This is a genomic window from Paracoccus mangrovi, assembly GCF_042648425.1.
In the GTDB taxonomy this organism is placed as follows: Bacteria; Pseudomonadota; Alphaproteobacteria; order Rhodobacterales; family Rhodobacteraceae; genus Paracoccus; species Paracoccus mangrovi.
In genome coordinates, this window is the sequence record NZ_JBHRXJ010000014.1 from 38,185 (window position 1) to 63,914 (window position 25,730).

At 64.5% G+C, this 25,730-nt stretch carries 26 protein-coding genes and 1 tRNA gene; 13 read left to right on the forward strand and 14 right to left on the reverse strand.

Annotation, left to right across the window (positions count from 1 at the left end; translation table 11 throughout):
- The first annotated feature begins 97 nt into the window (after window positions 1-97).
- Window positions 98-304, forward strand: coding sequence for a hypothetical protein (locus ACFOMH_RS16345; protein ID WP_374422181.1), 207 nt, complete (start codon window positions 98-100; stop codon window positions 302-304).
- Here ACFOMH_RS16345 and ACFOMH_RS16350 read toward each other — a convergent pair.
- The 8 genes from ACFOMH_RS16350 to ACFOMH_RS16385 all read right to left on the reverse strand — a co-directional run bounded on the left by ACFOMH_RS16350 (window position 270) and on the right by ACFOMH_RS16385 (window position 7,127).
- Window positions 270-923, reverse strand: coding sequence for a hypothetical protein (locus ACFOMH_RS16350; RefSeq protein ID WP_377745821.1), 654 nt, complete (start codon window positions 921-923; stop codon window positions 270-272). The two genes, ACFOMH_RS16345 and ACFOMH_RS16350, sit on opposite strands and share 35 nt — an antisense overlap.
- A gap of 289 nt (window positions 924-1,212) precedes the next feature.
- Complete coding sequence (locus ACFOMH_RS16355; protein WP_374422185.1) at window positions 1,213-3,261, reverse strand: ATP-binding protein; 2,049 nt, start codon at window positions 3,259-3,261, stop codon at window positions 1,213-1,215.
- Between the two features lie 111 nt (window positions 3,262-3,372).
- Window positions 3,373-3,585: a hypothetical protein gene (locus ACFOMH_RS16360; RefSeq protein ID WP_374422187.1), complete on the reverse strand. Its 213-nt coding sequence runs from the start codon at window positions 3,583-3,585 to the stop codon at window positions 3,373-3,375.
- Window positions 3,586-3,648: 63 nt separating this feature from the next.
- The gene (locus ACFOMH_RS16365) at window positions 3,649-3,888 is read right to left on the reverse strand and encodes a hypothetical protein (protein WP_374422189.1); all 240 of its coding nucleotides are present in this window, start codon (window positions 3,886-3,888) and stop codon (window positions 3,649-3,651) included.
- Between the two features lie 130 nt (window positions 3,889-4,018).
- Window positions 4,019-4,438 carry a hypothetical protein gene (locus ACFOMH_RS16370; protein WP_374422191.1) on the reverse strand — a complete coding sequence of 140 codons (420 nt, stop codon included), beginning with the start codon at window positions 4,436-4,438 and terminating at the stop codon, window positions 4,019-4,021.
- A gap of 96 nt (window positions 4,439-4,534) precedes the next feature.
- The gene (locus tag ACFOMH_RS16375; protein WP_374422192.1) at window positions 4,535-4,666 is read right to left on the reverse strand and encodes a hypothetical protein; all 132 of its coding nucleotides are present in this window, start codon (window positions 4,664-4,666) and stop codon (window positions 4,535-4,537) included.
- A 193-nt stretch (window positions 4,667-4,859) separates the two neighbouring features.
- Entirely contained in the window at window positions 4,860-5,585 is a 726-nt protein-coding gene (locus tag ACFOMH_RS16380) for a DUF6497 family protein (RefSeq protein ID WP_377745824.1), read from the reverse strand.
- Window positions 5,586-5,594: 9 nt separating this feature from the next.
- The gene (locus tag ACFOMH_RS16385) at window positions 5,595-7,127 is read right to left on the reverse strand and encodes an acyl-CoA carboxylase subunit beta (RefSeq protein WP_374422196.1); all 1,533 of its coding nucleotides are present in this window, start codon (window positions 7,125-7,127) and stop codon (window positions 5,595-5,597) included.
- Between the two features lie 159 nt (window positions 7,128-7,286).
- Here ACFOMH_RS16385 and alr point away from each other — a divergent pair, with 159 nt between their 5' ends.
- From alr to ACFOMH_RS16415, 6 genes are all read left to right on the forward strand, one after another.
- Entirely contained in the window at window positions 7,287-8,306 is a 1,020-nt protein-coding gene (gene alr, locus ACFOMH_RS16390) for an alanine racemase (RefSeq protein WP_377745826.1), read from the forward strand.
- Complete coding sequence (locus ACFOMH_RS16395) at window positions 8,303-9,061, forward strand: MlaE family ABC transporter permease (protein WP_377745828.1); 759 nt, start codon at window positions 8,303-8,305, stop codon at window positions 9,059-9,061. The genes alr and ACFOMH_RS16395 overlap by 4 nt, the downstream gene beginning before the upstream one ends.
- Window positions 9,061-9,795, forward strand: coding sequence for an ABC transporter ATP-binding protein (locus ACFOMH_RS16400; protein ID WP_377745830.1), 735 nt, complete (start codon window positions 9,061-9,063; stop codon window positions 9,793-9,795). Before ACFOMH_RS16395 ends, ACFOMH_RS16400 begins: the two co-directional genes overlap by 1 nt.
- 129 nt (window positions 9,796-9,924) lie before the next feature.
- The gene (locus tag ACFOMH_RS16405; protein ID WP_374422203.1) at window positions 9,925-11,022 is read left to right on the forward strand and encodes a PhoH family protein; all 1,098 of its coding nucleotides are present in this window, start codon (window positions 9,925-9,927) and stop codon (window positions 11,020-11,022) included.
- Window positions 11,015-11,542, forward strand: a complete 528-nt coding sequence (gene ybeY, locus ACFOMH_RS16410; protein WP_374422205.1) for an rRNA maturation RNase YbeY — start codon at window positions 11,015-11,017, stop codon at window positions 11,540-11,542. The genes ACFOMH_RS16405 and ybeY overlap by 8 nt, the downstream gene beginning before the upstream one ends.
- A complete protein-coding gene (locus tag ACFOMH_RS16415) occupies window positions 11,539-12,492 on the forward strand; it encodes a transporter associated domain-containing protein (RefSeq protein ID WP_374422207.1) in 954 nt (317 codons plus the stop codon). The genes ybeY and ACFOMH_RS16415 overlap by 4 nt, the downstream gene beginning before the upstream one ends.
- Here the strand turns inward: ACFOMH_RS16415 and ACFOMH_RS16420 are convergent.
- A complete protein-coding gene (locus tag ACFOMH_RS16420; protein ID WP_377745833.1) occupies window positions 12,489-13,301 on the reverse strand; it encodes a GNAT family N-acetyltransferase in 813 nt (270 codons plus the stop codon). The two genes, ACFOMH_RS16415 and ACFOMH_RS16420, sit on opposite strands and share 4 nt — an antisense overlap.
- A 459-nt stretch (window positions 13,302-13,760) precedes the next feature.
- Here ACFOMH_RS16420 and ACFOMH_RS16425 point away from each other — a divergent pair.
- Window positions 13,761-13,835: transfer RNA gene (locus ACFOMH_RS16425), tRNA-Gln, on the forward strand.
- A gap of 349 nt (window positions 13,836-14,184) precedes the next feature.
- Here the strand turns inward: ACFOMH_RS16425 and ACFOMH_RS16430 are convergent.
- Window positions 14,185-15,264 carry a Hint domain-containing protein gene (locus tag ACFOMH_RS16430; RefSeq protein WP_377745835.1) on the reverse strand — a complete coding sequence of 360 codons (1,080 nt, stop codon included), beginning with the start codon at window positions 15,262-15,264 and terminating at the stop codon, window positions 14,185-14,187.
- Between the two features lie 263 nt (window positions 15,265-15,527).
- On the opposite strand from ACFOMH_RS16430, the gene ACFOMH_RS16435 reads away from it, so the two are divergent.
- The gene (locus ACFOMH_RS16435) at window positions 15,528-16,508 is read left to right on the forward strand and encodes a LytTR family DNA-binding domain-containing protein (protein WP_377745837.1); all 981 of its coding nucleotides are present in this window, start codon (window positions 15,528-15,530) and stop codon (window positions 16,506-16,508) included.
- Between the two features lie 18 nt (window positions 16,509-16,526).
- On the opposite strand, the gene ACFOMH_RS16440 is transcribed toward ACFOMH_RS16435, so the two are convergent.
- Together ACFOMH_RS16440 and ACFOMH_RS16445 are read right to left on the reverse strand one after the other, a co-directional pair.
- The gene (locus ACFOMH_RS16440; protein WP_377745839.1) at window positions 16,527-17,564 is read right to left on the reverse strand and encodes an LLM class flavin-dependent oxidoreductase; all 1,038 of its coding nucleotides are present in this window, start codon (window positions 17,562-17,564) and stop codon (window positions 16,527-16,529) included.
- Between the two features lie 214 nt (window positions 17,565-17,778).
- Window positions 17,779-18,681, reverse strand: a complete 903-nt coding sequence (locus ACFOMH_RS16445) for a LysR family transcriptional regulator (protein WP_374422215.1) — start codon at window positions 18,679-18,681, stop codon at window positions 17,779-17,781.
- A gap of 94 nt (window positions 18,682-18,775) precedes the next feature.
- On the opposite strand from ACFOMH_RS16445, the gene ACFOMH_RS16450 reads away from it, so the two are divergent.
- On the forward strand, window positions 18,776-19,759 hold the full coding sequence (locus ACFOMH_RS16450; protein WP_377745841.1) for an aldo/keto reductase: 984 nt from the start codon (window positions 18,776-18,778) through the stop codon (window positions 19,757-19,759).
- Window positions 19,760-19,839: 80 nt separating this feature from the next.
- Here ACFOMH_RS16450 and guaA read toward each other — a convergent pair whose 3' ends face one another.
- Both guaA and ACFOMH_RS16460 read right to left on the reverse strand, forming a co-directional pair.
- Window positions 19,840-21,396 carry a glutamine-hydrolyzing GMP synthase gene (gene guaA, locus ACFOMH_RS16455; RefSeq protein ID WP_377745843.1) on the reverse strand — a complete coding sequence of 519 codons (1,557 nt, stop codon included), beginning with the start codon at window positions 21,394-21,396 and terminating at the stop codon, window positions 19,840-19,842.
- Between the two features lie 141 nt (window positions 21,397-21,537).
- On the reverse strand, window positions 21,538-22,149 hold the full coding sequence (locus ACFOMH_RS16460) for a thiamine phosphate synthase (protein WP_377745845.1): 612 nt from the start codon (window positions 22,147-22,149) through the stop codon (window positions 21,538-21,540).
- Window positions 22,150-22,223: 74 nt separating this feature from the next.
- Here ACFOMH_RS16460 and ACFOMH_RS16465 point away from each other — a divergent pair, with 74 nt between their 5' ends.
- The 3 genes from ACFOMH_RS16465 (at window position 22,224) to ACFOMH_RS16475 (ending at window position 25,663) form a co-directional block, all read left to right on the forward strand.
- Window positions 22,224-22,964 carry an RNA methyltransferase gene (locus ACFOMH_RS16465; RefSeq protein ID WP_377745847.1) on the forward strand — a complete coding sequence of 247 codons (741 nt, stop codon included), beginning with the start codon at window positions 22,224-22,226 and terminating at the stop codon, window positions 22,962-22,964.
- Between the two features lie 84 nt (window positions 22,965-23,048).
- The gene (gene ctaA / locus ACFOMH_RS16470; protein WP_377745849.1) at window positions 23,049-24,194 is read left to right on the forward strand and encodes a heme A synthase; all 1,146 of its coding nucleotides are present in this window, start codon (window positions 23,049-23,051) and stop codon (window positions 24,192-24,194) included.
- The gene (locus tag ACFOMH_RS16475) at window positions 24,191-25,663 is read left to right on the forward strand and encodes a carboxypeptidase M32 (RefSeq protein ID WP_377745851.1); all 1,473 of its coding nucleotides are present in this window, start codon (window positions 24,191-24,193) and stop codon (window positions 25,661-25,663) included. Before ctaA ends, ACFOMH_RS16475 begins: the two co-directional genes overlap by 4 nt.
- Window positions 25,664-25,730: the final 67 nt, after the last annotated feature.

Here is a 25,730-nt window from a genome sequence, read left to right on the forward strand (position 1 = left end):
CCGTTGCATGTTTTGCAAAATATTGTGGATTTGCCGGGCAGCGCCTATATTCTGAGTCACAGGCGAGATGCCGCTGACCGCGAAAAGGGTTTTGGCCATGGCGAGTTCGACGACCGAAAACCGCATCCCTGCGCAGGACGCCCGGCCAAGGGTGTCGCGCGACTTTCGCGAAACGCGCGATACCGGCGAGCGCATGGCGCCATCGGCCAAGCCGGCCCGCCGCCGTCGCCGCGCCAATGAAATCACCAATGTCATCGGTCTGACGCCCATCACAGGTCTTTCTGGTCCGAAGATCGCGTATTGACGCCATCCGGCGTCTGGGCCGCCGCCACCGCATCGCCTTCGATTTCGCGCTGTCTGCGCGCAAGCATCGACGTGACCTCGCGCAGGCCGCCATGCAGGCTGGCGGTCAGGATCTCCATCGCATCCAGCCCGGTGTCCAGGGTTTCGTCGTTCAAAAGCAGATAGTCGCCAAACATCTCGGCCGTGCGGCGGGGATAGTCCTTGGCATTGCTGCGGATGTCCTGGGCCAGCGCCGCGCGCACCGCCAGCAGCCGATAATAGCGCACGACCGGATCGATGACCCATTCGGGCAGCATATGCACCTCTTCGACAATGGCGCGAAAGATGCGGTCATTGGCGTCATGGGGCAGGATCGGCAGGTAATCCTCGTCGGTGATCGGTCCGGTGATCTGCCAGCCTCCGGCATCGCTTTGCCGTTCCAGCGCGACGACATGGGCGCGGATTTCGGCCAGAAGTGCGCGCTGGATGTCATTGACGCGTTCGCTGCGCAGCAGCTTGTCGCGTCGCCGTGACAGGGCATGGGTCCAGAACCAGCCGGCCGCGACCACGCCACCGCCGACAAGGGCGGTGACAAGGGCCGCGATCACCCGGTCGTTCACCAGAAGCGTCTGCCAGTCCACCTATCGACACCCTCGTTTCATGGCCGTCCCGCCCCAACGGCGCAATCCCGGCATAGGCAAGCGCTGCGGGCATTTCCCGGATCGTGGAGTTGATCGGAGGGATTCCGACAGGCGTGCCGCCGAACGTCGGAATGCCGACGCCCGGCCAGACGAACCATGGCCGCAGAGCGGCGAACGGAACGCCGCGAAGCCAGACCTCGGGATGTGGGAAATGCATACCCAAGACTGCCGCCAGCCCCATGGAAAGAGCGGCGAATACCGGGCATCCGAGATATGGCGCCCCCCTGCGTCATTCAAACTCCAGGATCACGTCATCGACTTTCAGGCTGTCGCCCGGCGCGGCGCTGACCGATTTCACCACGGATTTCTTTTCGGCGCGCAGGATGTTCTCCATCTTCATCGCCTCGACCGTGGCCAGCGCCTGACCTTCCTGTACCTCGTCGCCGACGGCCACGTTCACTTTGACCACCAGCCCCGGCATCGGGCAGAGCAGGAATTTCGAGGTATCGGGCGGAAGCTTTTCCGGCATCAGCCGCGCCAGCTCGGCCGCGCGGGGCCGGCGCACATAGGTTTTCAGATCCGCCCCCCTGACCCGCAGCCGGAACCCCGAGGGCAGGCGATCCACCTTCATCACCAAAGGCGCGCCATCCACCGTCAGCCGGGCAAGGCTTTGCCCCGGGCGCCAATCGCTTTCGACGCGCAAGCTGCGCCCGTCGATCTCGACGGTCGAGCCGTCGCGGTCGGCGGTGATGCGCACCGGATAGTCGTGGCCATCGACCGAGACCACCCAATGTTCGCCGACATGGCGTTCGTGATTGTCCAGTCGCCCGGTGATGCGGGTGCGCCGGATTTCCGCCACGCGATGCATGGCCGCCGCCGAGGCCGAGATGCGGACCAGTTCTTCCTCGGGCAGCGTCGCGCCGGTAAAGCCCTCGGGATATTCCTCGGCGATGAAGGCGGTGGAAATCTCGCCCGACACAAAGCGCGGGTGGTCCATCACCGCCGACAGGAACGGCAGGTTGTGGCCGATGCCCTCGACCTCGAACTGGTCCAGTGCAAGGCGCATCGCCTCGATGGCGCGGGCGCGGTCGGGCGCCCATGTGCACAGCTTTGCGATCATCGGGTCGTAGAACATGCTGATTTCGCCGCCCTCATAGACGCCGGTATCGTTCCTGACCGCGACCGGGCTGTCGCCCGCCTCGCTGTCATTGACCCAGTTGCCGGCGGTCTTGAGCGGCCCGGCCGCGACCTCGGCCGGCGGGCGATAGCGCGTCAGCCGCCCGATCGAGGGCAGGAAATTGCGATAGGGGTCCTCGGCGTAAAGCCGGCTCTCAACGGCCCAGCCATTGATCTTGAGATCGGACTGGGCAAAGGGCAGGGGCTCGCCATCGGCCACGCGGATCATCTGTTCGACCAGATCGACGCCGGTGATCAGCTCGGTCACCGGGTGTTCGACCTGAAGCCGGGTGTTCATTTCGAGGAAATAGAAATTCTTCTGGCCATCGACGATGAATTCGACGGTGCCGGCGCTGGAATAGCCCACCGCCTTGGCCAGCGCGACCGCCTGTTCGCCCATGGCCTTGCGCGTCGCCTCGTCCAGGAAAGGCGAGGGCGCCTCTTCGATGACCTTCTGGTTGCGGCGCTGGATCGAGCATTCGCGTTCATGCAGATAGACCGCATTCCCATGCTTGTCGGCCAGGACCTGAATTTCGATATGGCGCGGCTGCGTCACGAATTTCTCGATAAAGATGCGGTCGTCGCCAAAGCTGTTCGCCGCCTCGTTTTTCGAGCTTTCGAACCCTTCGCGCGCCTCGGTATCGTTCCAGGCGATGCGCATGCCCTTGCCGCCGCCGCCGGCCGAGGCCTTGATCATCACCGGATAGCCGATCTCGTTCGAGATGCGCACCGCCTCGTCCGCATCGGCGATCAGGCCCATATAGCCGGGAACGGTGGAAACCCCGGCCTCCTGCGCGATCTTTTTCGAGGTGATCTTGTCGCCCATGGCCTCGATGGCGGGCGAGGGCGGGCCGATAAAGGCCACGCCCGCAGCCTCGAGCGCCTCGGCGAATTTCATGTTCTCGGAAAGAAAGCCATAGCCGGGGTGGACGGCCTCGGCGCCGGTCTGGCGGATCGCCTCCATGATCTTGTCGATCACGATATAGGACTGGTTGGCGGGCGAGGGGCCGATATGAACGGCCTCGTCGGCCATCCTGACATGCAGCGCGCCCCGGTCGGCATCCGAATAAACCGCAACGGTCTTAATGCCCATCTTGCGGGCGGTCTTGATGACCCGGCAGGCGATCTCGCCCCGGTTGGCGATCAGGATTTTCTTGAACATGGGCGCAGTCTCCGGTCCGTGGACATGAAAAAACCGCCCGTGGCCGCAAGGCCCCGGACGGTCATGAATGGTCTGCATGCGCGCGACGCAGGGCGCGCGATGCTCAGCTGGTTATTGGCAAAGCCGCACGTCGTCGCAAAGCGCGCCGCCGACCGCGCCGATGGCCGCGCCTTTGGCGACGCTATGGCCGCCGACATAGGCCGCAGTTGCGCCGACACCCGCGCCGATGAGGCCGCGATCCACGTCGGTCGGGTTGATGTTCTGGGTGCAGCCAGCAAGGCCGACGAGGCCCAGTCCAAGCGCCAGGACAAGTTTTTTCGACATTTGTTTAGCTCCGAGATACGGGGGGCGCACAGGTCACCTGCGGCGCCGGTCCCCCGATTGCGATCAGTAACGCTTCTGACAAACGCCGGCGTCGTCGCACAGCGCACCGCCGGCCGCGCCGATAAGGGCGCCGGTCGCGACATCGCCGTCGATCGCCTTGGCGACAACGGCGCCGGCAAGGGCACCGCCCGCGGCGCGCTGCGCGTCGGGCGAGATGCCGCCGCCATAGCCGTCATTGCAAGCCGCGAGACCGGCGACGAGAAGAGCAGCGCCGGCAAGGCGCAGGGCGACAGATTTTTGCATAGTTCTTTGCCTGTATTATGGGTCCGGGATTGGACCATCGATCCATATGGGAACGTCAATATCGCATGTCGGGTTCCGTGACGAAACTGACATGGATGTGAAAACTGGCAACTACGCGGCAATCCGCCCATCAGTCGCGGTCCTCGTCCTCGTCCCAATCCTCGTCATCCCAATCGGCATCGTCCCAGTCGAATTGCGGGGCGTCGGGGGCGAAAAGTTCGGGGAAGCCAGCCTCGGCGCGTTTCATGTCGACGCGCAGCAGCTGTTCGTAATCGGTGGGGTTCAGCTTGCCGACCGCGATCACCTCGCGGCCCAAAAGCCAGGACAGCCGCCCGGCATCCAGATTGCCGCGCACAAAGGGCTCTTCGCCGAAATGTTCGATCAGCGCGGCCAGGAAACCGGCATCGGCGCGCCGGTCGGCGGCCTTGCGGTCGCGAAACCTTTCACGCCGGACAAGCGGCGTTGCGCCCTTTTTCTTGTTGGCGCGGCGGATGGTGAATTGGAAATCGGTGCTGGGAAGACGGCCGGGAAAGCCGCGATGCTTCAGCATGGTGCACCCCTTTCATATTGGCTTGCAGTAAGATGCAGGGCCAAAGGGGCGCGCGGTTGGCGCGGGCCGCCTTGCAGCCCGCGCGCGGCAATCGGCTTAGTTGGCGCCGTATTTGCCCTGATAGACCGGCTCGGGCTGAACGGGGACCGGAACAACTTCGGGCTCTTTTTTCGCGCAAGCGGCGGCGAGACCAACGAGAACGAGGGCGAGGACAAGCTTTTTCGACATGTAGTCGTGCTCCTGTTAGGCGGGACAGTCGTATCCCGACTGCTCGGTTGAGATTCGGGCGCGACATGCGTCCGTGCGACGATCATAACGTCACGGAACGCCTTGCGACAGGCGGGGTCGGCGCCAAAAGCAGCGGGGTCCGGCCGATGTGGCCGGCTTGCATCAGGCCCGGAACGGTGGAAAGGCATGCGGATCACCATGGTTCCCACTCGCAGGAATCGCGATCCGGCGGCAGCCGGAAGGCCTCGAAAAGCTGCACCACTTCAGGATCATAGGCGCCAAAGGCGGTTTTCTTGTCGGACAGGCTGATGATGATCTGACTGGGGCGGGGGGCGGGTTTGGCCAAGCGCGGCAATGCCCAGTTTTCGCAAAGCCAGACCACGTCCTGATGCACCGGATCCTGGGCCAGGACATCGGGCGCGGCCGGCAGAACCGGCGCATCAAGCATCTCGTCGGCGCTCTCTTCGTCGCCGGCATCGGTATCGGTCTCGGGCGCCTGCGCGGCATATTCGGGATCGGCGGCCGCGTCGGGCATGGATGCGTCTTCGGCGCCCTCGCCGGTCATGTCGCCCGCCACGTCACCGGTCACGTCGCCGGTTTCGGTGTCGATGTCGATCGGCCCGCGATCATCCTCGAAATCCGAGGCCGGCCCGCTGGTCGACGGCACGCGCTGCGCCAGATCGGGCATCACAAAGCGGAACCGATAGGTCAGCCCGAAACCGCCGGATGTGTCGTGCAGGGTTTCCTGCCAATAGACCACCGCGCCCGAGGGCAGGGTGATCGCGACACCGGTTTCGGGCTGGCCGCCCGTCTTGCGCGTCTCGGACATGTCCTGGGCCATGGCGGTTGCCAGCGATTGCGGTGCGCCCATTATCGCGCCCGCGGCCAGAACCTTGCCAAGAAAAGCCAGCTTGCCCATCGCCTTGATTCACAGGGGAATATTGTCGTGTTTCTTCCAGGGATTCGACTGCTGCTTGCCGCGCAGGCTGGCGAATGCGCGGGCGACGCGGCGGCGTGTCGAATGCGGCTGGATCACCTCGTCGATAAAGCCCTTTTCGGCGGCGACAAAGGGATTGGCGAAACGCTCTTCGTAAAGGCGGGTATGTTCGGCGATCTTGTCCTTGTCGCCCAGATCGGCCCGCATCAGGATCTCGACCGCGCCCTTGGCGCCCATCACCGCGATTTCCGCCGTGGGCCAAGCATAGTTGAAATCGCCGCGCAGATGCTTTGAGGACATGACGTCATAGGCTCCGCCATAAGCCTTGCGGGTGATGACCGTGACCTTGGGCACCGTCGCCTCGCCATAGGCAAAGAGCAGTTTCGCGCCATGCTTGATGACGCCGCCATATTCCTGGCCGGTGCCCGGCAGAAAGCCCGGCACATCGACCAGGGTCAGGATCGGGATCTCGAAAGCGTCGCAAAAACGCACGAACCGTGCCGCCTTGCGCGAGCTGTCGATGTCGAGACAGCCCGCCAGCACCATCGGCTGGTTGGCGACGATGCCGACGGTCTGCCCCTCAAGCCGGACGAAACCAGTGATGATATTGGCGGCGAAATCCTTCTGGATCTCGTAGAAATCGCCCTCATCCGCGATCTTGTGGATCAGCTCTTTCATGTCATAGGGCTGGTTCGGGTTGTCGGGGATCAGGGTGTCGAGGCTCATCTCGACCCGGTTCGGATCGTCGAAGAAGGGTCGTGTCGGCGCCTTTTCGCGGTTGTTCAGCGGCAGGAAATCGACCAGCCGGCGAATCTCGGACATGGCTTCGACATCGTTTTCAAAGGCGCCATCCGCGACCGAGCTTTTCTTGGTATGGGTCGATGCGCCGCCCAGCTGTTCGGCGGTCACGATTTCGTTGGTGACGGTTTTCACCACATCGGGGCCGGTCACGAACATATAGGACGTGTCCTTGACCATGAAGATAAAGTCGGTCATCGCCGGGCTATAGACCGCGCCGCCCGCGCAGGGGCCCATGATCACGCTGATCTGCGGCACCACGCCCGAGGCCATGATATTGCGCTGAAACACCTCGGCATAGCCGGCGAGGCTGGCCACGCCCTCTTGGATCCGGGCGCCGCCCGAGTCGTTCAGCCCGATCACCGGCGCGCCGTTCTGAACCGCCATATCCATGATCTTGCAGATCTTTTGCGCATGCGTTTCCGAAAGCGAGCCGCCAAAGACAGTGAAATCCTGGGAATAGGCATAGACCATGCGGCCGTTGATGGTGCCCCATCCGGTCACCACGCCGTCGCCATAGGGCCGGTCTTTTTCCATGCCGAAATCGGTCGAGCGATGGCGCACGAACATGTCGAATTCCTCGAAGCTGCCTTCGTCCAGAAGCAGCTCAAGCCGTTCGCGCGCGGTCAGCTTGCCGCGGGCATGCTGCGCCTCGATGCGCCGCTGGCCGCCGCCCAGACGGGCCTCGTGCCGGCGCGCTTCCAGTTCGCCGAGGATATCCTTCATGAGCTGTCTCCTTTTGGCCTTTGCGCAAGTTACCGGCTTGGCGGGCATGCGGGAAGCGGAAAGGCGAATATTTGCAAAATATGCAACGGGATCGCGCTGCAAATAGCAAAATGGTAAAAGTCCCTTGACGGCAATCGGGGCAGGGGCCATGCCGCGCGCATGGGACTCGTCATTGATATTCCGGCCATTCAGGCCAATTGGAAGACGCTGGCGGCGCGGGCCGGTTCGGCGCGTGCGGGCGCGGTGGTCAAGGCGGATGCATATGGCCTGGGCGCCGCGCGGGTGGCGCCGGCGCTCTATCAGGCGGGCGCGCGGGATTTCTTTGTCGCGCTGGCCGCCGAGGGGCGGGCGATCCGGCCGCTTCTGGCCGAGGATGCGCGCATCTTCGTGCTGTCGGGCCATATGGAGGGCGAGGACCTTCAGGGGCTGGTGCCGCTGTTGAACAGTCCCGAACAGTTTTTCCGCGACCGGGCGCTGCGGCCGCGCGGGGCCTTTGGCATCCAGCTGGATACCGGGATGAACCGGTTGGGGCTCGAGGCCGGCGAATGGGCCGCGATCCGGGCCGAGGCGCTGGCCGCCGGGCCGCAGCTGGTGATGTCGCATCTGGCCTGTGCCGACGAACCCGATCACGCCGCGAATGCCGCCCAGCTGGCGGCGTTCCGGCAGATGACCGATGGCATTGCCGTGCCGCGTTCGCTGGCGGCGACGGGGGGGATCCTGCTGGGTCGGGACTATCACTTCGACCTGGTGCGGCCGGGGGTCGGGCTTTATGGTGGCGAGCCCTTCATCGAGGCCCGTCCCGTGGTCACGCTGTCCTTGCCGGTGGTGCAGATCCGCGATGTCAGGCCCGGCGAATCCGTAGGCTATGGCTATAGCTGGACCGCCACGCGGCCGTCGCGGGTGGCGACGGTGGCGGCGGGCTATGCCGACGGGCTGACGCGGGCGCTGATGCGCGACGGCAAGCTGCGGCTTTGGGCCGGGGATCGGTCCTGTCCGGTGATCGGGCGCATTTCGATGGACCTGATCACGGTCGACGTGACCGACATGCCGGACCCGCCCGCGGCGCTGGAAATTCTGAACGCGCGGCAGGGTGTCGATGCGGTGGCCGCCTGTGGCGGCACCATCGGCTATGAGGTGCTGACCTCGCTGGGACGGCGCTATCCCCGGACCTATCTGTGAACCCGATCCGGGCAACGGGCAGGGCGGCGATCGCCCTTGTGCGGGTGACGGGGCGGGTTGCGATCTTTGCCGGCCGGGGGCTGGCGCGCGTCGGCGCACATCCGGCCGAGCTGGCGCGGCAGATGCTGCATATCGGCTGGTTGTCCCTGCCGGTGGTCGGGTTGACGGCGCTTTTTACCGGCGCGGCGCTGGCCTTGCAGATCCATTCCGGCGGCGAACGGTTTCAGGCATCCGACGTGGTCCCGGCCATCGTCGCCATCGGCATGGCGCGCGAACTTGGCCCGGTGCTGGGCGGGCTGATGGTGGCCGCGCGCGTGGCCAGCGCCATCGCCGCCGAATTGGGCACGATGCGCGTCACCGAACAGATCGACGCGCTGGTGACGCTGTCGACCGATCCGGTCGGCTGGCTGGTGTCGCCCCGGCTATGGGCGGCGCTGCTTTGCGTGCCCGTGCTGGTGGGCGTGGGCGACGTGATCGGGATCATGGGCGGCTGGCTGATCGGGGTGAACGCGCTGGGGTTCAACTCGGCCACCTATCTGGCCAACAGCTGGGCGTTTCTGGAAAGCTGGGACGTGGTCTCGGGCCTGATCAAGGGCGCGGCCTTTGGTCTGATCGTGGCGCTTTCGGGATGCTGGTTCGGCATCCATGCCGGGGGCGGGGCTGCGGGTGTGGGCCGGGCCACGACGAATGCGGTCGTCGCGGCCTCGGTCGGGATTCTGGCGGCGAATTTCGCGCTGACGGGGCTTTTCTTCTGATGCTGGGGGTGCGCGGCCTGAGCAAGTCCTTTGGCGCCAAGCGGGTGCTGGACGGGGTCGATCTGGATCTGACCCAGGGCGAAAGCCTTGTGGTGATCGGCGGCTCGGGCACGGGGAAATCGGTGCTTTTGCGCTGTATCCTCGGGCTTGAGGTCCCGGATGCGGGCACCATCCTGTGGCGCGGCCGGCCGCTGGCCGAGGCGCGGGCCGAATTCATGGACGGGTTCGGGATGCTGTTCCAGAACGCGGCGCTCTTTGACAGCCTGCCGGTCTGGCGCAATGTGGCCTTCCGGCTGATGGGCCGGATGCCAAAGGTCGAGGCCCGCGAGATCGCCGTCGAAAAGCTGGCCCGCGTCGGACTTGGCCCCGAGGTGGCGGATCTTTTCCCGGCCGAGCTTTCGGGCGGGATGCGCAAGCGCGCGGGACTGGCGCGCGCCATTGCCGCCGATCCGCAGGTGATCTTTTTCGACGAGCCGACCACCGGCCTGGATCCGATCCGGGCCGCGACCATCAACGAATTGATCCGCGGCATCGTCGATGAAACCGGCGCCACCGCCATCACCATCACCCATGACATGAGCTCGGTGCGCGCCATTGCCGACCGGGTCGCGCTGCTGGATCGGGGGCGGGTGCGCTGGCAGGGCGATCTGGCCGCGATGGAGACGGCCCCGGACGATTACCTGCATGATTTCATCGCCGGCCGCGCCCGTCCGATGGCGCGGATCCCGGAATGACCCGGCATGTGACGGGCCGTTTTTTCGCCCATTTCCCCCGCGAATGCAGATAGCGGCCGTGGCCCCCTTGTGCGAATCCCGCGCAGTTGCAACCATGGGTTACTGCGAACCCGATCCCCGGAGACGAATTTGGGTCTGACCCCGACCACCCCCGCGACGACGACACCCGGCGAAACCCTGCTGGAATTTCCCGACAACAGGCTGCTGATCGACCTTTGCGGTCCGCATGACCGGCATCTGGCCCGCATCGAAGAGGCGCTTCAGGTCCATGTATTGCGACGCGGCAACCTGCTTTCGGTGGTGGGTCCCGCTGAGGCCCAGGCCGAGGCGGCGCAGGTTCTGAACGCGCTTTACGCCCGCCTTGAACAGGGCCGCCCCGTCGAGATGGCCGAGGTCGAGGCCGCGCTGCGCATGGGCGTCGAACAGGTGACCGAGGGGCCAAGCCCGCATGAACAGCTGGAAATGTTCCAGACCGGCCCGATCGAGCTGCGCACCCGCAAAAAGACCGTCGAGCCGCGCACCGATGCGCAAAAGGACTATGTCCGGGCGCTGTTCGGCAATGAGCTGGCCTTTGGCATCGGGCCTGCGGGCACCGGCAAGACCTATCTGGCGGTCGCGGTCGGCGTCACCATGCTGATCGGCGGCCATGTCGACAAGATCATCCTGTCGCGCCCCGCCGTCGAGGCGGGCGAGCGTCTGGGCTTTCTGCCCGGCGACATGAAGGAAAAGGTCGACCCCTATATGCAGCCGCTTTACGACGCGCTGAACGATTTTCTGCCCGGCAAGCAGCTCGCCAAGCTGATGGAGGAAAAGCGCATCGAGATCGCGCCTTTGGCCTTCATGCGCGGGCGCACGCTGGCCAATGCCTTTGTCGTGCTGGACGAGGCGCAGAACGCCACCACCATGCAGATGAAGATGTTCCTGACCCGTCTGGGCGAGGGGTCGCGCATGGTCATCACCGGCGACCGCACCCAGATCGACCTGCCGCGCGGGGTGCATTCCGGCCTGACCGATGCCGAAAAGATCCTCAAGGACGTCAAGGGCATCAGTTTCAGCTATTTCACCGCCAAGGATGTCGTGCGCCACCCGCTGGTCGCGCGCATCATCGAAGCCTATGACGCCGAGGCCGAGGCGGCGCTGGCACGGGGCGAGCCGCTTGACGAACGCGGCCAGCGCATTCCCCGGCGCGAACCTCGCCTGGCCAGCGGGGGGCCAAGCGATGGATGATCTGGTCGAAGAGAATCCGCGCCCGCCGCTCGATCTTGTCGATATCGTGCTTGAGGATGACCGATGGGAGGATGCGGGCCTGCCGGCGATGGCCGAGCGGGCGGCGCGCGCCGTTGGCGACTGGCTTGAACTGGGCGAGTTTCAGGTGGTCGTGCTGGGCTGCGACGATGCCCGCATCGCCGCCCTGAACGCCGAGTTTCGCGGCAAGCGCAAGCCGACCAATGTGCTGAGCTGGCCGGCCATCGAATTCGGCCCCCGCGAACCCGGCAGCCATCCCGATCTGCCCGAGATCGAAGAGCTGGGCGATGTCGCCATTTCCTATGACACCTGCCAGCGCGAGGCGACGGCCCAGGGAAAGCCCTTTGCCGATCACACCACGCATCTTTTGGTGCATGCGATTTTGCATCTGGCGGGTTACGATCATATCGACGATCTGGATGCCAAGACCATGGAGGATGGCGAGCGTGCGATCCTGTCGCGGCTGGGCATCCCGGACCCCTATCTGGAACATGAAACATGAGTAACGATCGAAGTCCCGACACGTCCGTTTCCGCAGACCCTGCCTCATGGGCGGATGGCATTGGCGGGGATGGGCGTGACCTGCCGCAATCGCGCGGCTTTCTGGGGCGCATTCTGGGCGCTTTCAGCGGCGGCGAGACCGAGCCGCCGCCTGCCGATGCGGATGACAAGGGCGCAAGCCTGCCCGCCACGGCCGTGCCCGGCATGGTCAACCTGCGTCGGATGCGCGTCGATGACGTGGCCATCCCAAAGGCCGAAATCGTCGCGGCCCCGATCACCGCGACATTGGCCGAACTGGTCGAGATGTTCGGCGAGCATGGCTTTTCCCGCATCCCGGTCTTTCGCGGCACGCTGGACAGCCCGCTTGGCCTGATCCATCTCAAGGATCTGGCGCTGAAATACGGCTTTGGCGCCAAGACCCCGGTCAAGTTCAACCTGCGCCCGATGCTGCGGCCGCTGCTTTATGTGCCGCCTTCGATGCCGATCGGGGTGCTTTTGCAGCAGATGCAGCAAAAGCGCATCCATATGGCATTGGTGATCGACGAATATGGCGGCGTTGACGGGCTCGTCACCATCGAGGACCTGATCGAACAGGTCATCGGCGAGATCGAGGACGAGCATGACGAGATCGAAGGCGGTCTCTGGGTACAGGAAAAGCCGGGGCAATGGCTCATTCAGGCGCGCGCGCCGCTTGAGGATGTCGAGGCCGAAACCGGCCTGCGCCTGACCACGGACGAGGACGAAGAGGATATCGACACGCTGGGCGGGCTGATCTTCATGCTGACCGGCCGGGTGCCGGTGCGCGGCGAGGTGATCCCGCATGAAAGCGGCACCGAGTTCGAGATCGTCGAGGCCGATCCGCGCCGGGTCAAGCGCGTGCGCCTGCGGCTTCCGCGTGCGGTTTCCGCGCGCGCCGCCGCCGCCGACGAGGCAGCGGCACCCGACAGCTAAAGCATCGAAAAAGCCGGCGCATGGGCGACGCGGCTGCCCGAGGGCAGCCCCGCGCAGCCGGTGGCCAGCAGATAGGGACCGGCATAGGGCGAGGCCAGATCGGCCGGCGCAAAGCCAAAGCGCCCGTAATATTCGGGATCGCCCAGCACGACGATGGCGTGATCGGCGAATGCCTGTTGCGCGGCGCGGATCAGGGCCGACCCGATGCCGCGCCCCTGCATCGCGGGATGGACCGCGACCGGCGCCAGCGCCAGCGCCGGGAAATCCGCAGCAATGGGCGACAGTGCGACATGGCCAAGGATGGTGCCGGCGGCCTCGGCCACCAGAGACAATGCCAGATGCCCGTCCCGGCGCAGCATATCGACCAGCCGCGCCTCGTCTGGGCCGTCAAATGCCATGGTCAGCAGTTCGGCGATCGCCTCGTGATCGTGGCGCATCTCGGCGCGGATGCGCGGCAGCACCTGTTCGCGGGTGAATTCGCGGGCGATGCCATGGCTTTCGCGGCCCCAGCGGCTGTCGTAAAGGCGCGCGCGATGGGCCTGAAAGGCCTGTTTGCCGGTGTAAAGCTCGCGCAACTCAAAGATCAGCGGATCGTCGCCTTGCACCACATCGAAACGCAGATTGCCCGGCTCTGCCCGTGTCAGCGCCGCATGTTCCGACAACAGATCCACCGCCAGCAGCATCTGGGCCACATCCTTGCAGATCAGCCGCCCGTTCAACGCCAAAAGCGGGTTACCGAGCGCGATTTCATCGCCACCATGTACGACCGGTGCGGAATGTTTGTGAATCGAGCCGCAGGCGCATGTCATAACAATATCCTTCACTACGATACCAGGTCGCCGGCCCGGCGCACTCTGCGCCCATGTCGGCCACTGCGAGTCAAATGAAATGACGATTACGGGCCGGGAACGGCGGATTATTGCCTGTATCCATTTGGTGCCGCTCTGTCAGCCCGTTGTCAAAACAACATTGGCCGACCTGACCAAATACACAGGTTCCGGGCTGCGGCCCGGGGCGAACTGATGCCGAATCGACACGGGAAGGTTCGGCCGGAGCACCGCGCCAAGCCATTGCCAAAGGATGAAATCTGGCGCGCGATTCGGATTTTCCGGGGCGATCCGGGCGGCCGGCGGGGCCTTTCGCACAGGGTTTGCGGCGGGCGCGGGCCATGCGCGCCGCAGCACCTCGCAAGATGGCAAAGCTGCGAAAAAAATGCCGGTTTTGCCCTTGCACCCGCCAGACAGCTTGGATAGATACGCCTCCACAGTTGGGGCGTGGCCAAGTGGTAAGGCATCGGTTTTTGGTACCGTGTACCGTAGGTTCGAATCCTACCGCCCCAGCCAAAATCACCTGAGATGATGTTAGCAGAAAAAGTTCCGGGCTGATGCCGGGATCTTGTCTGTGCTGTGCTGCCTTTGGGTCGTGACGCATGCCGATTGTCCGGTGATGGGGCAGGGATCGGAATGCCCGCAGCGCCCATTCCGACGCGCCGCATATCGCGCGCGCCCATCCGGCAGGTACGCCTTACCCGAAATATGATGACAGGGCCGATGCGCGTCTTTCGGGTTCCCGTACATCGCGGGAAAGCGCATGGAACAGAACGGCCCCTGCCGCAGGGGACAGGGGCCGCTATGACGTCTTTCTATCCCCGGGCGGGCCTTCTGCCTGTTCGATGGCCCGCCCCGGTCCGGTTCAGCTGTAGATCGGCTTTACGTTGCGCTGATGGCGGTCGGCCAGCTTGCGGGCCAGACGTCCGGGCACGAGTTGCCGGGCCGGTTCGATGGTGCGGCCGGTTTCGGGATCGAGCTCGGGGAAAAGTTCCAGAATCTCGTCCCGCGCGGCCTCGCCCAACGATTGCAGCGCCATCATGCCCGGGAACAGGCTTTCCGCCGGGGTATTGTTCGCAAAGACGATCTGATGGCTGTCGAACAGGAAATGCCAATAGGTGACCCCAGAGGCATCATCGGACAGTCCGATCCCGTCGAGACACATCAGATGCTTGGCCGCGACCAGAACCTGGCGCTGTCCGAACATGCGCGCCGCGATCGAGGATTGGACCAGGATCCGGTGCTGGGGCGAAACCGTCAGATCGGTCGCCGGCAGACCGTCGCCCAGAGCGCCCGCCCGGATGGTGATCGGATGCAGATGCGGATTGTCGCGCAGGGCCGCGGCGTCCAGATGGCGCGAACCGATCCATTTGATCGGCATGGCGTTGCTGTCCATCGTCACCACAAGATCGCCCGCCGACAGCTGTTCGACGGGAACCTCGCCCAGAGGGGTCTGGATCATGGTGCCGGTGGTGAAACAGATCACCGTGCCCACGATGGTCGAGTTGTGATAGATCAGCTCATCCCCGGCAAGATCGTTGTCGATCAGCCGGTTAACGGTCAGCGATGAGATCGTCCCCAGATTGTCGAGCGAGGTCTGCGACAGGCCTCCCTCTTTGGTCGGGTACAGATACATGTCCCCGTTATCCATCTGAAGCGCGGCGACCTGAACGGTCTTGGTCATCGGCCCGTTGCCGGCATCATAGGTGATCGTGACCTCGATCCGGATCGCGGCATCGATGCGCAGCACCGTACCGGTATCGTCGGTAAAATAGTCATTGTTGTAATAGGTGCTTGAGCTGGAATCGTTGGTCGCGATGATATCGTCGGTGCCATAGCTGGAGGCATCCAGTTCGCGGATCGATGATCCGCCATCAGCGAAATTGACGCCCTGAACCGAATCCACCCATTGCGCCGCATTTTCCGCGCGTCCGTCCCCACTCATCACATTCGTGGTGGAGTCGAGCTTCAAATCGAAATTTCCAAGGTACAGAGCATTTACCGTACCGGGTTCGCCGCTAACGTTCATTTTGTACTCCTTGATGACACAGAAATGGATCGCCTGAATATTGCATTGCGAATGACGCCGTGGGCGGCATTGACTTTGCGCGACAGGGCGAGCCTATTGATCTGGATCACGGTTGTTGAATAGCTACCGGGCGGGTGCCCGCGACTGCTGTAGATCCCCAACCTCAAGGTAAGCAATAAATGTCCGACGAAATGGAAATCCGACTGGTCACCGGCCACAAAATCAGGCTTCTGCCAGACGAATTGGTCAGGTTGGCAGTTCATCGGAACAGCATTGCCATTCGTGCGATCACAGTGGTTCTGCTGGTTGTTCTCAACTTTCACCCCCGAGTCGCCGAGGCCCCGGTCTGGGCCCGGCTGGCCGTGTTTTTCCCAGCTGTCATGATATGGAACCTCCTGTTCGTCGCCGCCTTGCTGTTCCAGGCGGCGTTGTGCCGGGTGTTCCATCGGCCTCTGATCGCCTATGCGCCGCTGGCCAATCTGATTGCGGTGATCGGGGCGACCACAATCGGCCAATCCATCGGCTCATATATGGGCCTGCCAAATCCGGAATTGGCGGGGTGGATGATGTCGGTCATTATGTTGAATTTGTTCATGGCCGAGTTTCTGAATACGATATTCTATTTGACCATCGCGCCGCCGACCCTGGACGATATCCGCTATGGTCGCGCCGAGGATATGGTTATTTCATCGGGGACGCGCCCGGCGCCCGGACGGCGGCTGTTTTGGGAAATCATGCACATGATCGAAGACAGGACCGAACCCGCTGCCAATAATCAGAACGAAAGAAAAACAGGCAATTCCCCGGATGCCCTTGATATAGGTGGGGTTAAAATCGCCATCGATGATATTGTCAGGCTGTCGTCGCAGGGCGGCTATACCGAAATCATCACCAAACGCCACCGTTATCTGGAATGCTTTCCGCTTCAGGAACTGGCCGCAATGATTCCCGAAGGCGTGGGTTATCAGGTTCATCGAAGCCATTGGGTGGCGTTTCGCGGGATCAGTTCGGTGCGCAAGGAAGGGCGCAACCGGATCATCACCTTTGACGACGGGGTTGAAATCCCGGTGGCGCGGCACCGGCTGGCGGGGTTCGAAAAGCACCAGCCGCCAGAGGTCGAGGTGCTGGCAAACGCCAGCACCAGGCTCGACGAGGACTGATCGCGGAACCGCTGGCCCTTAGCCGGCCAGCATTTCGCGGACCAGCGGCACGACACGCGTGCCGAAAAGCTCGATCCCATGCATGAGCTGGTCATGCGGCATGGTGCCATAGCTGTATTTCAGATCGAACCGGTCCACGCCCAGACTGCGCACCGTCCGGGCGATTTTGCGCGCCACCGTTTCGGGCGATCCGACATGCATCGCGCCATGTGCGATATCGTCCAGAAACTGGTCCTTGCTGACCGGACCCCAGCCACGATCCCGCCCGATACGGTCACGGGCGCGCTTGAAATGCGGGAAAAGCTGTTCCCGCGCCGCTTCGTCGGTATCGGCGACGAAGCCGGGCGAATGCACCCCGACCGGAAGCTGCGGCCGCCCCAGATCGGCCAGCGCCTTGCGGTAAAGGTCGATATAGGGCCGGAATCGCGCCGGATCGCCGCCAATGATCGCCAGCATCATCGGGAAATCGTATCGCGCCGCCCGCACCACCGATTCCGGCGATCCGCCAACCCCGACCCAGACCGGGATGCTGCCGCGCATGGATTTCGGATAGATGCCATCCACCTCAAGGGGCGGGCGGTGCGTGCCCTGCCAGCTTACCGGACCCTCAGGGCGCAGGGCGGCGAAAAGATCGAGCTTTTCGCTGAACAGGCGCTCGTAATCCGAAAGGTCGAAGCCGAAGAGCGGAAAGGATTCGGTAAAGGATCCGCGCCCCAGCGTGATCTCGGCGCGGCCGCTGGAAATCCCGTCCAGCGTGGCAAAGCGCTCATAGACCCGCACCGGATCGTCCGAGCTTAGCACCGTGACCGCGCTGCCCAGCCCGATCCGGTCGGTGCGCGCGGCGATGGCGGCCAGAACCACCTCGGGCGCCGATACGGCGAAATCGTCGCGATGATGTTCGCCGATGCCGAATGCGTCGATCCCCACCTGATCGGCCAGCACCCCCTGGGCGACCACGTTGCGCAAGACCTCGTCATAAGGCGCCAGCGCACCATCCGGCCGGGCATTGACATCGCCAAAGGTATCCAGCCCGAATTGCAGAGTTTCCAGCGCCATTGTTCCCTCGTCCCTGATGACCATCACCTTAAGGGGCCGCGCGCGACCCCGGTCATTTCAGGTTAACGGGGCGGTCAGGCGATGGCCATGGATCAGGCGCAAACATGCGCGGGACCTGTTCTCTCGCGGCACGGATCCCGGCCTGCCGTTTCGCAAAGGGATCGCGGACAGTCACGGCTTGCCGGATCCGGGCAGGACGCCCCGGTCGACCCGCCTAGCCGGCCAGTTCCGCCTGCCGTTCCTGAACCAGCATGCGACAGAAACCCGCGACGGCCTGCACGCGGCGCGACTGCGCGAGGTCGGATTGAATGATCAGCCAGATGTTCTGATCGATCCCCAGATCCGCGTTCAGGCAGATCAGGCCCCGGGGCCGCGCCAGAAAATGCGGCAGCACCGCCAGCCCGATCCCGGCCACGCAGGCGGCCAGCTGCGTCGCCAGACTTGTCGTCCTCAGCGCCGGCGCCCGGCCTTGCAACAGCCGCTCCACCCAGCCGGCGGCGGGCAGATGGCCCCGGGTTTCGGACCATGTGATGAACCGGTCCTCGTCGTGATGGCCAGCGTCGTTTCCCACCTGCCGCGTCGCGACATAGGCGGGCGCACCATAAAGCCCATAGCCCAGCCGGCCCAGACGCTGCTGCGTGAGGTTGCCGCGTTGGGGCGCCACCATCCGCAGCGCAAGATCCGCGTCATGCCGATGCAGGTTCACCGTGGCGATATCGGTCAGGATTTCCAGCTGCAACAGCGGATAGATTTCGGTCAGCCGGGGCAGGGCAGGCAGGATCAGCTCGGTCGCCAGATTTTCCGCCGTCGCCAGACGCACATGGCCCGACACCTCGGGGGGCTGGTGCAGGCTTGCGGTCAACGACAGCGCCGCGGCCTCGATCTCTTCGGCCCGCTCGCACAGGGCGGCGCCATCCCCGGTCAGCCGGCAGCCGGTCTGCTGGCGCAGAAACAGCGGTCGCCCGATATCGCCCTCAAGCCGCTCGATCCGGCGCGAGACAGTGGCCAGCCCCAGATTCAGCTGTGCTGCCGCGCCGCTGAGCGTGCCGGCCCGCGCCACCGCCAGAAACACCCGCAGATCGTCCCAGATCAGCCCCGAGGCCTGTTTTCCGATCATGGAAAGCCTGTCACCATTTCCGTTGATATGATCCGTCATGGGAAAGTGGCATGCCGGGGCGCGACAGGCAATCCGCCTGGAAAGGAATGACGACATGGAACAACGCAAGCTTGCCGCCGGGTTCGAGGTTTCGGCGCTTGGTCTTGGCTGCATGGGGATGAGCGAATTTTACGGCCCGCGCGACGATGCCGGCTCGATGGCGGTGCTGCATGAGGCGGTGGCGCGCGGCATCGACTTTCTCGACACCGCCGACATCTATGGCCCCCATCACAACGAGGAATTGCTGGGCCGGTTTCTGGCCGAAAGCGGTGCCCGGGTAAAGATCGCCACCAAATGCGGGATCGTGCGCAAGCCGGGCGAATATGCGCGGCGCATCGACAACAGCCCCGCCCATATCCGCGCCGCCTGCGAAGCCTCGCTGCGCCGTCTGGGGGTGGAACGGATCGATCTTTACTATATTCACCGCGTCAATCCCGCCCAACCGATCGAAGAGACCATGGCGGCGCTCGCGCAACTGGTCGCCGAGGGTAAGATCGACCGTGTCGGCCTGTGCGAAGTCAGCGCGCCCACCCTGCGCCGCGCCCATGCGGTGCATCCGGTCACGGCGGTCCAGACCGAATATTCGCTGTGGTCGCGGGGCGCCGAGACCGAAATCCTGCCCGCCTGCCGCGATCTGGGCGTGGGGTTCGTCGCATATTCGCCGCTGGGCCGGGGGTTTTTGACCGGGCGCTTTCAGGACGCGGCCGAACTTGCGGCGGATGATTTCCGCAACATGCTGCCGCGCTTTCAGGACGCGGCGCTGCTGGCCAATCGGCGCATCGTCGATGTCGTCCAAGACCTTGCGGCGGCGCGCGGCGCGACGCCCGCCCAATATGCACTGGCTTGGCTTTTGGCGCAGGGGCCGGACATCGTCCCGATCCCGGGGACCAAACGGCTGTCCTATCTGGCCGAGAATCTTGCCGCGGCCGAGCTGCGCCTGACACCGGATGAGCTGCGCCAGCTTGAGCGCGCGCTGGCCGCCCTGCCGGTTGTCGGCGCGCGCTATACCGAAGAGGGGATGAAGGGCGTGGGCGTCTGATCCGCGCGGCGGATCCGAAATGCAAAACGGGACAAGGTCTGCCCCTGTCCCGTTTCCAATGCCTCAGCGCGCGGCACCGGTCATTCCCACTCGATCGTGCCCGGCGGCTTTGAGGTGATGTCATAGGTTACGCGATTGATGCCCTTGACCTCATTGATGATCCGGGTCGCGGTCTCGCCCAGAAATTCGTGGGTAAAGGGATAGTAATCCGCCGTCATCCCGTCGACCGAGGTTACGGCGCGCAGTGCGCAGGCATAGTCATAGGTGCGCCCGTCGCCCATCACGCCCACGGTCTTGACCGGCAGGATCGCGACGAAGGCCTGCCAGATCTCGTCGTAAAGACCGTGTTTGCGGATCTGGTCGATATAGACGGCATCGGCGCGGCGCAGAATCTCCAGCTTTTCGCGGGTGATCTCGCCCGGGCAGCGGATGGCAAGGCCGGGGCCGGGAAAGGGGTGACGCCCGATGAATTTCTCGGGCAGGCCCAGCTCGCGGCCAAGGGCGCGGACCTCGTCCTTGAAAAGCTCGCGCAGCGGCTCGACCAGCTTCAGCCCCATCTTTTCGGGCAGGCCGCCGACATTGTGGTGCGACTTGATCGTGACCGAGGGGCCGCCGCTGAACGAGACGCTTTCGATCACGTCGGGGTAAAGCGTGCCCTGGGCCAGAAACTCGGCGCCCTCGATCTGGTTGGCGTATTTCTGGAACACGTCGATGAACAGCCGACCGATGGTCTTGCGCTTGACCTCGGGGTCGCTGACCCCCTCCAGCGCGCCGATGAACAGATCGGCCTCGTCGGCATGGATCAGCGGGATGTTATAATTGTCGCGGAACATGGTCACGACTTCCTCGGCCTCGTTCTGCCGCAGAAGGCCGTGATCGACGAAAACACAGGTCAGCTGATCGCCGATCGCCTCATGGATCAGCACCGCCGCGACCGAGCTGTCGACGCCGCCGGACAGGCCGCAGATCACGCGCTTGTTGCCGACCTGTTCGCGGATCTTGCGGATCGCCTCGTCGCGATAGCTGGCCATGGTCCAGTCGCCGGTAAAGCCCGCCAGCTTCACGAAATTCTCGTAAAGCTTCGCGCCGCGCGGGGTGTGATGCACCTCGGGATGGAACTGCACGGCATAGAAATTGCGCGAAGGATCGGCGGTGATCGCAAAAGGCGCCCCGGGCGAGGTGCCATAGACCTCAAAGCCCGGCGCGATGCGGCTGACATGATCGCCATGGCTCATCCAGACCTGTTCGCGCCCCTCGTCGAACCACCCCTCCAAAAGCGGGAGTGCGGCATCCGAGGGGGTGACGAACGCCCGACCGAATTCGGCGGTGCCGTGACCGCTTTCCACAAGCCCGCCCAATTCCTGCATCATCACCTGCTGACCATAGCAGATGCCCAGAATCGGCACCCCCATGGCAAAGGCCAGGGCTGGGGGCCGGGGGGATCCGGGGCGCGTCACGCTGTCGGGACCGCCCGAGAAAATGATGGCTTGGGGCGCGAAATCCCTCAGGAACGCATCGGTGACGTTCTGATAGGGATGAATTTCGCAATAGACGTTCAGCTCACGCAGGCGGCGCGCGATCAGCTGCGTCACCTGAGAGCCGAAGTCGATGATAAGAAGGCGCTGATGCTGGGTCATGTGCAGCCTTTAAGCCGCACCATGCCCCTTCGCAAGGGGCTAGCGGATGCCGCGCGACCCGCCCGCCCGCCGGGTCGCGCCGGGCGGGACAGGCTTTTTCTTCTTCATTCAAATATCCATGCGACCGCGCCAATGGCGGGGTCAGCGCCAGATATAGGCAAGCCGCTCGACCGGATCGGGATCGGACCAGATTTCGGACCCCAAAGCGATGAAATCGGCGACCGGGGCCAGATGCCCGATCAGCGTCGGCGTCAGCGCGCCTTCGGCGACGACGGGAACCTCGATCATCTCGGACCACCACTGAAACAGCTCAAGCCCGGCCACGGCGCCATGGCCCAGGGCGGTCTCGCCGCAGGGGCCGAAACTCACATAATCCGCCCCGGCCTCGGCCGCGTTGATCCCGTCATGGCGCGAGGCGCCGCAAAAGGCGCCGACAATGGCGTCGTTGCCCAGCTCCTTGCGGGCATAGCGCACGCTGCGGGCGCCGTCCTTCAGATGCACCCCGTCGAGCCCATGGCGCAGCGCCAGCTGGACGTGATCGTCGATGACCACGGCCACGTCGCGGGCATGGGCGATCTCGCGCGCCAGATCGGCGATGCGGCCCAGTTCATCCTCGGAGCCGGCGCCGGGAATGCGCAGGCAAGCGACCGGAAAGCGGTCCATCACCTCGGCCAGAAGCGGTCCCACCGTCGAGGCCGCGGCCCCGACCGGGGTGATCAGATAGAGTTGCGGCGAATTGGGCTGGTCTGTCATGGGGCTGTCATCCTTGTCCTGGACCAGCAGATAGCGCAGCGCCGTCCGCCTTGCCAGTAGGTCGCGCGAAGGATATGGCCGCGCGCATGGAACCTGCAATCATTCTGACACGCCCGCAGATGGGCGAGAATATCGGCGCGGCCGCCCGCGCCATGCTGAATTTCGGCCTGACCGACATGCGCATCGTCGCGCCGCGCGACGGCTGGCCCAATCCGCGCGCCATCGCGATGGCTTCGGGGGCGGCGGGGCAGGTGCTGGACCGCGCCCGCATCTATCCGACCCTGGCCGAGGCGATGGCCGATATCGACTATGCCTATGCCACGACCGCGCGCGGGCGCGAGCTGACCAAGCCGGTGCTGACGCCAGCCACGGCCATGGCCGACGGACGCGCGCGCACGGGGCAGGGCGCGCGCATCGCCGTCATCTTCGGCCCCGAACGCGCCGGGCTGGAAAACGACGATGTGGCGCGGGCCAACGCCATCATCACCGTGCCGGTGAACCCGGATTTTCCCTCGCTCAATCTGGCGCAGGCCGTGCTTTTGACCGGCTATGAATGGGCGCGCGAAACGCTTCCGCCCGAGCCCGCCCCGCATGGCCGCCGCCCCGATGGCGAGGCCCCGGCCACCCGCATCGAAATCGAGAAACTCGCCGATCACTGGGAGGAACGGCTGGGCGATGCGGGCTTTTTCTTTCCGCCCGAAAAGGCCCCGGCGATGAAGCTTACCCTGCGCAACCTGTGGTCGCGTCTGCCGCTGACCCGGGCCGATACCCGCATTTTCCACGGCATGCTGCGTCAGCTGATCCGCCGGGACTAGCCCGGACGAGCCGGGATCAGGCGCATAGATTGATTTTCGGGCGCATGCAGGTCAAGGTCGCGCCTGATTGCAAAGGAAACCGACATGGCAAGACGCCCCGTCTTTCAGGAAGTCACCGACACAGGCCCGCGCCCAGCACAACCGCAAGGCGGCATGATCGACGCCGGACACAAGGGCGCGCGCGGCGCGATCCGGCTTTGGCTGATCGTGCTTTTCGTGCTGGTCGTGGCGATGATCGCGCTTGGCGGGGCCACGCGGCTGACCGGCTCGGGCCTGTCGATCACGGAATGGAAGCCGGTGACCGGGGCGATCCCGCCGATGGATGCCGCCGGCTGGCAGGCCGAATTCGACAAATACAAGCTGATCCCGCAATTTCAGCTGGTGAACCCGGACATGGATCTTGCCGGGTTCAAACAGATCTATTGGTGGGAATGGTCGCATCGGCTCTTGGGGCGGCTGGTCGGGCTGATCTGGGCGGCGGGATTCGTCTTTTTCTGGGCGACGAAACGCATCCCCACCGGCTGGGTGCCGCGGCTTCTGGGTCTTGGGGTGCTGGGCGGCGCGCAGGGCGCGATCGGCTGGTGGATGGTCCATTCGGGGCTTTCGGGCGACATGGTGCGTGTCGCATCCTATCGGCTGGCCACGCATCTGGGGCTGGCCTTTGCCATTCTTGGCCTGATCGCGTGGTATGTGCTGGCGCTTTCGCGCTCCGAGGCCGACCTGATGCGCGCCCGCCGCGCCGGCGAGGCAAAGCTATTCTCGATGACGACGGGGCTGATGCATCTGGCCTTTTTGCAGATCCTGATCGGCGCGCTGGTCGCCGGGATCGATGCGGGGCGGCAATATACCGGCTGGCCGACCATGGGCGGCGAATGGGTGCCGGCGGCGATCTGGGACGCGGCGCTGGGATGGCGCAATTTCTTTGAAAACCCGGCGCTGGTGCAGTTCATCCATCGCGCCGTGGGCTATCTGCTGGCGGTCTTTGCCGTGATCGTGTTTTTGCGCGGGCGCCGTTCACCGCATCCGGTGACACGCGGCGCGTTTGGCGCGATGATGGCGGCGGTTGCGGTTCAGATCGCGCTGGGGATCATGAACGTCATCCATGCCTCGCCCCTGCCTCTGGCGCTGGCCCATCAGCTGGGGGCGGTGCTTTTGTTCACGCTGATCCTGCGGGCGCGCCACAATGCGCGCTATCCTTATGAAACCTCGGTCCGGGGGACTGTCCGATGAGCGCTTTCGACGAGCTTTTTGCCTTTCAACGCCAGACCGAGGCCCTGTCTTCGGTTTCAGAGCGCCTGGGCTGGGACCAGGAAACGGTGATGCCGCGCGGCGCGACCGAACAGCGGGCCGAGGAAATGGCGGCGATGGAATCGGTGCTGCATGAACGCCGTACCGACCCGCGCATCGGTGAATGGCTGGATCAGGCCGTGCCCGAGGATGCCGAGGATGCGCGCATTCTGGAACTGATCGCCCGCGATCACCAGCGCGCGACCCGCGTCCCCGCGCGCCTTGCCACAGAGCTTGCACGCCAGACCTCGCTTGCCCAGGGCATTTGGGCCGAGGCCCGCGCCAAGGACGCGCCCGCAGATTTCCTGCCGGTGCTGAACGACATCCTGATGCTGAAACGCGAAGAGGCGGCGGCGCTGGCCGATGGCGGCGATCTTTACGACGCGCTGCTCGACGATTACGAGCCGGGCGCGACGCAGGCCCAGATCGCGGCGCTTTTTGACGCCATGCGCCCGCGTCTGGTGGCGCTGCGCGAAAACGTCCTGGGCGCCGAGTTCCAGCCCGCGCCGCTGAGCGGTCATTTCCCGCAGGAAACCCAGCTGCGGCTGGCGCGTGCCTGCGCCACGGCCTACGGCTATGACTGGACGCGGGGGCGGATGGATCTGGCCGTGCATCCCTTCAGCTCGGGGCGCTGGCAGGACAGCCGCATCACCACGCGCGTGGTCGAGACCGATCCCTTCAACTGCATCTATTCGACCATCCACGAGGTCGGCCATTCCAGCTATGAGCTGGGGATCGACAGCGATTATGCCTTTACGCCGCTGGGGCGCGGGGTCTCGATGGGCGCGCATGAAAGCCAGAGCCGCATCTATGAGAACCAGATCGGCCGCGGCCGCGCCTTTACCGGCTGGCTCTATCGGCGCATGGCCGATGCCTTTGGCGGGCTGTCGGTGGCGGATGCGGATGCCTTTTACGCCACCGCGAACCGGGTCACACCCGGCTATATCCGCACCGAGGCCGACGAGGTGCAATACAACCTGCATGTCATGTTGCGATTCGATCTGGAACGCGACCTGATCGCCGGCAGGCTGGATACCGACGACCTGATCGAGGCGTGGAACGCCCGTTTCCTGAAGGATTTCGGCATTGCGGTGGATCGCCCGGCCAATGGCGTCTTGCAGGATGTGCATTGGGCGGTGGGCCTGTTCGGCTATTTCCCGACCTATGCCCTGGGGAATGTCTATGCCGGCTGTCTGAACGCGGCGCTGCGCGAGGCAGTGCCGGATCTGGACCGGTTCCTGGAACAGGGCGATGCCACCCCGGCCGTCGAGTGGCTGCGCGAGAACATGCAACGCCACGGCGGCCTTTATCCGCCCCGCAAGCTGATCGAACAGGCCACCGGCGCCCCGATCAGCGAGCTGCCGCTGCTGGATTACCTCGACGACAAATTCGCGACGATCTATCGGTTCTGAGAGAGCTGCGAAAAGTGGCGGAAAGCCAGATAGGGAAAGCCCCGGCGCCATGGCGATCGGGGCTTTT